The organism is Streptomyces sp. NPDC059524 (genome assembly GCF_042749255.1).
Lineage (GTDB): Bacteria > Actinomycetota > Actinomycetes > Streptomycetales > Streptomycetaceae > Streptomyces > Streptomyces xanthii.
In genome coordinates this window covers 8,703-17,335 of the sequence record NZ_JBHYTK010000170.1, presented here as the reverse complement: position 1 = coordinate 17,335, position 8,633 = coordinate 8,703, and the positions used below count along the sequence as shown (strand labels likewise).

Genomic DNA, 8,633 nt, shown 5'->3' with positions numbered 1-8,633 from the left:
TCCCCTCGGCTGCTCGCGGTCAGCGGCCTTGGCGAATCGGCGCGCGGGGGGGGGCCGCGCGCGGCCGGCGGCAGTCACTCCCCGGGCGAGGTCCGCGCCCATCCGCGCCGCTCGCCCTCGTCGATGAGGCGCCGCCCGGCCTCCCACAGCGAACCGGAGGCGTCCCCGATCACGGCTTTGCGGGCCCGGACGTCGTCGGCGGTGACGCCCGGGGTGCGCCATGTGCCGCCGCGGGCCATCCAGTTGAGGAGCAAGGGCTGCAGCCGGTCCATCGCCTTGGCGAACCGGGCCTCCGGCGTGCGGCGTTCCTCGAACTCGTCCCAGAGGGCCCGCATGCGCCGCGCCTGGTCGTCCGGGAGCAGACCGAAGAGTTCGTCGGCCGCCGCGGCCTCCCGCTCCTCCTGGTCGGCCCCGGCGGCACTGTCGTACAGCGGGGTGTCGCCCGCGTAGATCTCGACCAGGTCGTGCACCAGGACGAGCTGGACGGTGTGTCCCACGTCGACGGGCCGGTCGGAGTGTTCGGCGAGGACGCCGACCATCATCGCCAGGTGCCACGAATGCTCCGCGTCGTTCTCCCGGCGGTCCGCCGCGGCGAGCGGAGACTGCCGCAGCACGGTCTTGAGCCGGTCCACCTCGACGAGGAACGTGAGTTGGGCGCGCAGCCGTTCGTCCAGGCCGTCCGGGAAGGGCGTCTTCTCCGCGAGCAGCTTCCGGCGGGGTTCATCGCTCATGCGTTCATCGTGGCAGGCCCCGAGCCGACGGCGCCTGCACGTGGCGGACGATCTCGTAGACCTCCGTTGCCGGTGGCCGGGGCGACGAGGTGGTACGCGCCGTACGAGGAGGTCTTCAAGCCTGCGGATCCGAGGCCCGGAGACGGTCGGCGCCCTCGCCGCGCAAGGCGGGCAGGGAGACGGTGCGGCCGGTCGACAGGAGGAGCAGGGCCAGCGCGGGGCCCGCGATCTCGGGCCCGTCGCCGGTCTCCCAGTCGGTGTCCGTGGCCCGCAGCGTGAAGCCGGCCAGGCGGCGCCCGGCGTGGAACGGCCAGCCCATCGCCCAGACCCGGCGCAGGTCCTCGCGGCTGTGCTCGGCGGGCACGGGAAAGGACCGGCCGAGCGGGAGGGCGATGTCCTGGCTGTGGACGATCGCGTCGAACAGCGCGTTGCGCGTGTCCAGGACCTTCGCCGTCCGCCGTGTGCCCGCGTGTTCCCGGATCGTGGCGACCAGGTCCGCCGGTGCGCGACGGCCGTGCCGGCGGGCCAGCGCCGTGTTGATCCGGTCGGGGTCGAAGCGGGCGCGCGGGGCGGCCGCCAGCATGTCCCAGGTGGTGATGGTGGGGACCAGGGCCAGGTGCCCGGCGACGTCCCGCACCCGCCAGCCCCGGCACAGCGATTCCCGCTCCCATTCGGCGGGGCTCAGATCCTCCAGCAGGTCCGCGATCCGCAGTCGGGTGGCGCGGACCGCCGACCAGTACGGGGCCGAGTCGTCCATGACAGCCTCCAAAGGTCCGAACCTCGGACTATTTTAGTACGAGGTTCGGACCTTCTGTAATGATGGCGGCATGACGGACGACGAGGTCGGTGCCAGCGACGAGGGCGAGCTCAACCTGGGCCTCCTGATGTTCATCCCGTACCGCTTCATGGAGTCCGCGGTGATGGACGCCCTCAAATCGGCCGGGCATGACATCTCGCTCACACAGGCGCGCGTCTTCCAGCGGATCGGCCCGGACGGCTCGCGCCTCGCCGAACTGGCCGAGGCGTCACAGGTCAGCAAGCAGACCATCGGTTCCATCGTCGACCAGCTCGAACGCGCCGGGTACGTCCGACGCGCACCCGACCCGCGCGACGCGCGTGCACGCCTCGTCACCCTCACCGAGCGGGGCCACGAACTCGTCGCACTGAGCCTGCCGGTCGTCCGCGACGTCCAGGACCGATGGACCGCCCACCTCGGCCCCGCGCGAACCAGGCAACTGCGCCAGGCTCTGGAGGCGCTGCGCGAGATCAGCGACCCGCACCGCTGACGTCCGATCCGCTCGCCACGCTCGCCGGCGGTCTCACGGGCTGAGCCAGCTCTCCCGTGACCGCCTGCGCGGCCGCCGGATCTTGCGGCCGGTGACCAGGACGAGGGACGTGGCCGCGAGCGCGAACAGCACCACCGCCCAGATCACATGCGCCGTCGTGTCCCCATGGGTGAGAGTGAAGATCCCTCCGGCGATCGAGCCCAGGGCCAGGCCGAGCGCCGGGGGCCAGCGGTCGGTCACCAGACCCATGATCGCGACCACCACGGCAGGGAGCCCCAGGACGAAGAAGGTGACCGACGCCGCCCAGTGGTAGGGGGCGTCGACCAGGCAGCCGCCGCGCGGTCCCCGTACGCAGTCGTCCGGGAGTTCCACGGCGTACGGATCGATCCACGAGTCCACGGTCGCCCAGGCGATGGCGAACATGACGGCCGCACCGACGACGATCCACCACGGCTTGCGCCACGTGTCCTCGATGTCCCCGCCACCCGCCGGACCCCGACTGCTCATCCTGCCTCCCCCGCACACGAGCCGACCGTGACTATACGACGGTCAACTCTCGTGCCCGCGCCCCCGCGTGCCCCTCACTCGGTGTCCGAACGGCGCTGGTCGAGGGCCGTGTTCTCGTCGTCCTCCTCCGGCACGGGCAGCGGCTGGCGGCAGGGCGTGGACGTGTCCGGATCCGGGGCCCGATCGCTGATGGCCCGCGCTCGGTCGCGGGCCTCGGCGAGCGTGGCGACGGAGGTGGCCAGGAGGCGGAAGGGCGCGGGGTCCCGGAACTCGACGCAGACGACCGGCCGGCCGTGCCGGATGGCGACGAAGTCCGAACCACCCTCGTACGTGCGCGTGCCGACGCACCGCGTCCCGGCGGTCCAGCGGCCCTTGTGCGGGACCCCGCGCAGGGCGCGCCACCAGGAGGGCTCCACCGTCACCCGGCTCACCGAGCCGAGCGGAGCGCGCACGTCGCCCCTGCGTGCGGCCGCCCTCTCGCGCAGGGACAGGTGCACGACCACCTCGTCGCCCTCGACGAACATCCGTGCCATCACTGGACTCCACCTCCATCGTCGCGCGGGAGGCGGCGGATGTCACGGGAAGGGGCCGCTAGCCGGGCAGTTCCGTCCGCTCCCACCACTCGTAGACCGGCAACGAACCCTCCGGGGTGTCCTGATCACGCGTCGTGGCCCGGAAATGCTCGTACCCGCCTCGAAAGGCGATCTTGATGTCTTCTCCGGGCGCGGACACGGAGACGATCCGCTCGGGGAGATCGTCGGGCCCGCCTTCGAGAACTGCTTTGGTCGCATCGCTCATCCCGGCATCTTCGACGCGGCCGGACGTGACACGCCCAAGACGCGCCGACGGGCCCACCGCGCATTCACACGTCCGGCCAGACCGCGGGCCGCCGGTCGCTGCGCGTGGGTGTCGCGTCCCGGTCGAAGATCCGGCCCCGCTCACCGACCGCCAACATGGTTGTCCCGCACGGGAATTACCGCGAAGCAGCCGTACCGCGCCGGCTACCTGCCGAGCCGCTCCGCCAGCCTCGTGGCGTTCATGTGGGCGATCGCCTCGATGGAGATCATGGGGTTCACCCCCGACGAGGTGGGGAAGCAGGACGCGTCGGCGACCACGACATCGGGAACCTCCCAGGTCGCGCCGTCCGGGTCGGTGGCGCTCGTGTTCCGGGAACCGCCCATGCGGGCCGTGCCCATGATGTGCAGCGCCGCGATCGCGCAACGGCCCGGCCCGTATCCGGCGGTGCGGCACGCGGCGACGAACTCCTCGTACGTGCCCCTGCGGCCGGGCTCGTAGGCGGGGCCCGACTGATGGGCGGACCGGATGCGGCGGGCTCCGGCGGCGGCCAGGATCTTGGTGGCCCCCTCGATCCCGGCGTGCAGATGCGCGGCGTCGTACGCCGAGAGCCGGTAGTGCGGGACGGGCTCGCCGTCGCGCGCCACCTTCACGACACCGCTGTCGCGGTCGCGGGTGATGACGCCGACGCCCGCGGTGCGGCCGAGGTCCTTCAGGGCGTCGAGATGGGCGGCGGCGCCCCGCCAGTTCATGAAGCCCTGGAGAGCGGCCGGGTTGCCCGGCCCGGTCTCGTAGATGACGCCGTGTCCGCGGCCGTCCAGGTCGCTGTGCTCGCGCGAGTACCGGGTCTGCATCCCGCCCTCCCAGGGGCGGATCTCCTCGTCGAAGACGCCCCACACGGCCGTGGCCGGATGCAGGCGCAGATACCGCCCGATGTTCGGGTCGGTGAACCCGGAGCGGCGCAGCAGGGCGGGCGTCTGGACGGCGCCGGCCGCCACGACCACGGCGCGGGCCCGTACGGTCACGGAGTGGCCGGACGAGGTCACGGCGCGGACGCCGACCGCGCGGCCCTGCTTCACGTCGATCGTGCGGACGGCGGTGTCGACGACCAGGCGCGCGCCCGCGGCCTCCGCGTCGGCGAGCCAGGTCTTCGTGACGGACTGCTTGGCACCGAGCCGGCAGCCGTATCCGCAGCGCCCGCAGTCGGTGCCCGTGTCGCAGCCCACGACGTTGCGGGGCATCGCGTCGACGTGCCAGCCGAGGGCGCGCAGCCCGCGCTCCATCACGGCGTCGCGGGCGGACGCGGCGCTGTGGTCGCCGTTCACGGACAGCCGCTCCGTCACCGCGTCCAGCGCCTGCGTGTACTCCTTCTCCGCGAACTGTGCGGCTCCCAGACCCGCCCACTCCGTCCGGATCTCGTCCGGCGTTCGGAAGGAGGTGGTCCAGTTGACGACTGTCCCGCCGCCGAGACAGGACCCCGCGACGAGGGAGACCTGGCCCTCGGCGGTGGCCGCCGGGCCGCCCGCGTAGAGGCGGGTGAGCCCCGAGTGTTCGCCGCCGTCGAAGTCGGCGTCGTCGTAGTACCCGCCGCGCTCCAGCACGACCACGTCGAGCCCGGCACCGGAGAGAACGGCCGCCGCGGTTCCGCCCCCGGCGCCGGAGCCGACCACGACGACATCGCAGTCGAACGTCGTGTCGGCCGTCGGCGACACGGGAGAGAGACGGGGGAGCGGGGCGTCCGCCCGCGTGCCCAGGGGGCCGGGGTAGCCGATGGCCTCCCAGACCGGCGAGGTGCCGGTGGGGCCCGGCGCCAGGAGGTACGCCGAGGTCGCCAGGGAACGCAGGGCCTGGAAGAGCACCCGCTTGCGCTCGGACGGTGCGTCGCCCAGGCGGAGCAGCAGTTCTTCGCGGGCGGCCGGCGTCAGGTCCGAGAACCGGCGCCCGCCGGTACCCAGGAACAGTCCGGCCGCCCTCGTGTTCCACAGGCCGAGCAAGGTGGTGAGCTGCTTGCGGTCGGCGGCGCGCGGCAGGGCGCGTACGAGGGACTCGGCGACGGGCACCGCGCCGAGCGCGCCGGCGGACGGGATCGCCGCGCCGTCCCCCGGGGCGAAGGTGTCGCAGATCGCGGTGAGCGCCGCCCGCCGGCGGGAGTCGAGCTGCATGGGACCGTCCTCCGAGGTGGGTTCGGCTCGGGCGTTCAGGCGTTCAGGCCCGTGGCGCCTGCTGCTCGTCCTGGGTGCGCAGCGCGTGCTTGACGACCTTGCCGCCCGCGTTGCGGGGCAGCCCGTCACCGACGGCGAGGTCCTTGGGCATCTTGAACGACGCGATCCGTCCGTCGAGAAACTCGGTCAACTCCCCGAGGGACAGCGACGCTTGGGGAGCGAGCGTGACGTACGCGACCGGTACCTGGCCCCAGCGCTCGTCGGACCGGCCGATCACCGCGACCTCCAGCACCGAGGGATGCCCGGCGATGGCGTTCTCCAGCTCGGCGCAGTAGATGTTCTCGCCGCCGCTGATGATCATGTCCTTCTTGCGGTCGACCACCCAGACGAAGCCCTCCTCGTCCATCCGGACCAGGTCGCCGGAGTGGAACCAGCCGCCCTCGAAGGCCTCCGCGGTCTCCCGCGGCTTGCGCCAGTACCCTCGCGTCACCGTCGGACCGCGGTAGACGATCTCGCCGACCTCGCCGACGGGTACGTCGTTCATCGCCTCGTCGACGATGCGGTACTGGAGGGTCGGGATCGGGCGGCCGACCGAGCCGAGTTTGCGCAGCGAGTCCCTGCCGCGCAGGACGCAGGTGATCGGCGAGGTCTCGGTCTGGCCGAACACGGCCACGTTCAGGGCGTCGGGGAACGCCTCGCCCATGGCGCGCAGGGTCGCGTCGCTCGCGGGCGCGGCGCCCCAGCTGATGACGCGCAGCCTCAGGTCCCGTTTGTCGATGTCGGGTTGGGCGCAGAGCAGGTCCCACTGCTGCGGCACGTTGAACACCACGGTGGCGCCCTCGCGTTCGTACGCGTCGAGCACGGCCTTCGGGTCGAAGGCGCCGAGCGGGTGGATGACGACGGTGCCGCCGACCAGGATGTTCGCGACGATCGAGCCGAGTCCCGCGATGTGGAAGAAGGGCGCGGTCAGGAAGCCGACGTCGGAGTCGTCGAAGATCTCCATCGCCCGGATGCAGGTGATCGCCTGCACCTGCATGTTGCGGTGCGAGAGCAGTACACCCTTCGGCCTGCCGGTGGTGCCCGAGGTGTACATGATCAGCGCCGTGGCGTCCTCGGGGACGTCCGGCAGTTCCATCGGCTCGTGCGCGGCGAGAAGGTCCTCGTACGCCAACTCGCCCTCGCCCGCGCCGCCTTCGCCGATCACGACGACGGTGCCGATCGACGCCGCGGCCGGGACCGAGCGGAGCAGCGGCAGGAGCTGGGCGTCGACGACGACGGCGGACGGGGTGCAGTCGGCCAGGATGTACCCCAGCTCGAGCGGGGCGAGCCGGAAACTGAGCGGGACGGCCATGGCGCCCAGACTGTTCGCCGCCAACACACTCTCCACGAACCATGGGTGATTGAGCGTCAGCAGGGCCACCCGGTCGCCCTCGCCGACGCCCCGGTCGGAGAGCGCGGCGGCCAGCCGCAGGGACCGGCGCGAGAGTTCGGCCCACGTCGTGGTCTCCCCGAGGTGGCGCAGCGCGGGCTTGTCGGGCCGCATGGCCGCGTGAGTGGCCGTCTGTGCCATCCAGTGGTGCCGGAAGGACCAGGCGGGAGCCGTATCGGTGGACATGCCACTCCTCAGGTTCCGGACGGGCGGGGCGGGGCGGAACGGGGTGGGGCGCGAGCGAGGGCCATTATGCCCGCGCGGGCATCGCCCAAGAAGCCCTTTGTTAATGGAAAATCACATGGGATGTGAACGGCGCGTCACGTGAGGGGCGAGGTGTGGAGCGGGCGCGGCCCACACCGGTCCGTGTGATTGACTGGTGCGCATGGCCCACTCTCCACGACCTTCTCGCTGCCGGTGACCGCCGAGCCGATCGCGGCCACGCGCCCGCGCAATCGCAAGCAGTTGATCGTCGGGGCGGCCGGCCGGGTGTTCAGCGAGCGCGGCTACCACGCGGCGTCCATGGAGGAGATCGCGGCCGCCGTGGGCATCACGGCCACGGCCCTGTACCGCCATTTCCCCAACAAGTACGCGCTGTTCGCCGCGTGCGCGAACGTCATGGTGGACCGGCTCGTCGCGACCCTCGACGAGGTGCCGTCCGAGGCGGACCTCGCGGAGGTGCTCGGCGCAGTCACCCGGGTCGCGGTGGCGCACCGCGCGTCCGGAGGCCTCTACCGCTGGGAGGCGCGCTACCTCGAAGCCGAGGACCGGCGGCTGCTCAAGGCGAAGTTCGCGCGCGTCGTCGGCCGGGTCTCCGAGGGTGTACGCCGCGCACACCCGCAGCCCCGCGCGCAGGTGCGGGCCGTGGCGGCGCTCGGCGCGATCGGGTCCATCACGCAGCACCACAACTCCCTGGCCCGGCGGCGCCTGGAGGAGGAGTTGCTGGCCTCCGCCCTGCGCGTCGCAGCGACCACGCCCGAGCAGGTCGTACGCCCCCCGCGCTCCGTCGGACCGCCCGCCCGGTCCGTGCCGCGCACGCGGCGGGCGGAGATCCTCGCCGCCGCGGTCCCGCTGTTCGCCCGCGACGGATTCGCCAAGGTCACCAACGGGCAGATCGCGCGGGCCGTGGGCCTCGCCCCGTCCGCGCTCTACCGGCACTACGCCACCAAGGTGGACATCCTGGTGGCCGCCTGTCTGCAGGCGGCGGCGCTGCTCGCACAGGCCGTCGAGCGGAGCCTCGACGAGGTGACCGACCCGCGCGACGCGGTCGTCGCGCTGGCGTCGGCGTACGTCGGCTACAGCTTCGAGCACACCGGGCTCATCAGTGTCGCGGAGGCCGAGGTCGCCGGGCTGCCCGACGAGCTGCGCCGGCCCCTGATCCTCGCGCAGCGCGAGCACATCGCCGTGTGGGAGCAGCAACTACGGCTGGCACGCCCTGAGTTGGACGCGCGTCAGGCCCGGGTCCTGGTCCACGCCGGGTTCGGTGTGGTCGTCGAGGCCGGTCGCCGCCTGCGATGGCAGGACAGCCCCGAAAACCGGGACGGGCTCACCACCCTGGTCGTCCGGGCCCTCGGTCTGTGACTCCGGCCGTGCCCGCGGCGCCGCCCCCGGAGAAACCGGGGGGGGGCGGCCCGGGGGGACGGCGGCGGCGGCCCGGCGGGTGGGGGCCGGGGGGGTACACCGGGGGTGGGGGGGGGGGGGGGCGGGGGTGTGTTAAAAACGC

9 protein-coding genes are annotated in these 8,633 nt (G+C 72.8%); 2 read left to right on the top strand and 7 right to left on the bottom strand.

Annotated elements, in window-relative coordinates; translation table 11 throughout:
* Positions 1-74: 74 nt before the first annotated feature.
* Both ACFW9D_RS32770 and ACFW9D_RS32765 read right to left on the bottom strand, forming a co-directional pair.
* Positions 75-731 (bottom strand): HD family hydrolase, encoded by a 657-nt coding sequence (locus ACFW9D_RS32770; protein ID WP_384628046.1) that lies wholly within the window; start codon positions 729-731, stop codon positions 75-77.
* Positions 732-846: 115 nt separating this feature from the next.
* Complete coding sequence (locus ACFW9D_RS32765) at positions 847-1,488, bottom strand: maleylpyruvate isomerase family mycothiol-dependent enzyme (protein WP_384628043.1); 642 nt, start codon at positions 1,486-1,488, stop codon at positions 847-849.
* Between the two features lie 70 nt (positions 1,489-1,558).
* Here ACFW9D_RS32765 and ACFW9D_RS32760 point away from each other — a divergent pair, with 70 nt between their 5' ends.
* On the top strand, positions 1,559-2,017 hold the full coding sequence (locus ACFW9D_RS32760) for a MarR family winged helix-turn-helix transcriptional regulator (RefSeq protein ID WP_384628040.1): 459 nt from the start codon (positions 1,559-1,561) through the stop codon (positions 2,015-2,017).
* Positions 2,018-2,050: 33 nt separating this feature from the next.
* Here the strand turns inward: ACFW9D_RS32760 and ACFW9D_RS32755 are convergent, their stop codons facing one another.
* The 5 genes from ACFW9D_RS32755 to ACFW9D_RS32735 all read right to left on the bottom strand — a co-directional run bounded on the left by ACFW9D_RS32755 (position 2,051) and on the right by ACFW9D_RS32735 (position 7,096).
* Positions 2,051-2,524, bottom strand: coding sequence for a hypothetical protein (locus ACFW9D_RS32755; RefSeq protein ID WP_384628038.1), 474 nt, complete (start codon positions 2,522-2,524; stop codon positions 2,051-2,053).
* 74 nt (positions 2,525-2,598) lie between these two features.
* A complete protein-coding gene (locus tag ACFW9D_RS32750; protein WP_384628035.1) occupies positions 2,599-3,057 on the bottom strand; it encodes a hypothetical protein in 459 nt (152 codons plus the stop codon).
* Between the two features lie 58 nt (positions 3,058-3,115).
* A complete protein-coding gene (locus tag ACFW9D_RS32745) occupies positions 3,116-3,322 on the bottom strand; it encodes a DUF5988 family protein (RefSeq protein ID WP_384628032.1) in 207 nt (68 codons plus the stop codon).
* A gap of 203 nt (positions 3,323-3,525) precedes the next feature.
* On the bottom strand, positions 3,526-5,481 hold the full coding sequence (locus ACFW9D_RS32740; protein WP_384628029.1) for a GMC family oxidoreductase N-terminal domain-containing protein: 1,956 nt from the start codon (positions 5,479-5,481) through the stop codon (positions 3,526-3,528).
* A gap of 43 nt (positions 5,482-5,524) precedes the next feature.
* Positions 5,525-7,096 (bottom strand): long-chain-fatty-acid--CoA ligase, encoded by a 1,572-nt coding sequence (locus ACFW9D_RS32735; RefSeq protein ID WP_384628027.1) that lies wholly within the window; start codon positions 7,094-7,096, stop codon positions 5,525-5,527.
* Positions 7,097-7,327: 231 nt separating this feature from the next.
* Between ACFW9D_RS32735 and ACFW9D_RS32730 the strand changes: the two genes are divergently transcribed.
* On the top strand, positions 7,328-8,491 hold the full coding sequence (locus ACFW9D_RS32730) for a TetR/AcrR family transcriptional regulator (RefSeq protein ID WP_384628025.1): 1,164 nt from the start codon (positions 7,328-7,330) through the stop codon (positions 8,489-8,491).
* Positions 8,492-8,633 lie beyond the last annotated feature (142 nt).

What these genes read in the sequence shown, in the direction of transcription:
- ACFW9D_RS32770 (WP_384628046.1), bottom strand. Translation starts at nt 731, where the DNA reads ATGAGCGATGAACCCCGCCGGAAGCTGCTCGCGGAGAAGACGCCCTTC.
- ACFW9D_RS32765 (WP_384628043.1), bottom strand. Translation starts at nt 1,488, where the DNA reads ATGGACGACTCGGCCCCGTACTGGTCGGCGGTCCGCGCCACCCGACTG.
- ACFW9D_RS32760 (WP_384628040.1), top strand. Translation starts at nt 1,559, where the DNA reads ATGACGGACGACGAGGTCGGTGCCAGCGACGAGGGCGAGCTCAACCTG.
- ACFW9D_RS32755 (WP_384628038.1), bottom strand. Translation starts at nt 2,524, where the DNA reads ATGAGCAGTCGGGGTCCGGCGGGTGGCGGGGACATCGAGGACACGTGG.
- ACFW9D_RS32750 (WP_384628035.1), bottom strand. Translation starts at nt 3,057, where the DNA reads ATGGCACGGATGTTCGTCGAGGGCGACGAGGTGGTCGTGCACCTGTCC.
- ACFW9D_RS32745 (WP_384628032.1), bottom strand. Translation starts at nt 3,322, where the DNA reads ATGAGCGATGCGACCAAAGCAGTTCTCGAAGGCGGGCCCGACGATCTC.
- ACFW9D_RS32740 (WP_384628029.1), bottom strand. Translation starts at nt 5,481, where the DNA reads ATGCAGCTCGACTCCCGCCGGCGGGCGGCGCTCACCGCGATCTGCGAC.
- ACFW9D_RS32735 (WP_384628027.1), bottom strand. Translation starts at nt 7,096, where the DNA reads ATGTCCACCGATACGGCTCCCGCCTGGTCCTTCCGGCACCACTGGATG.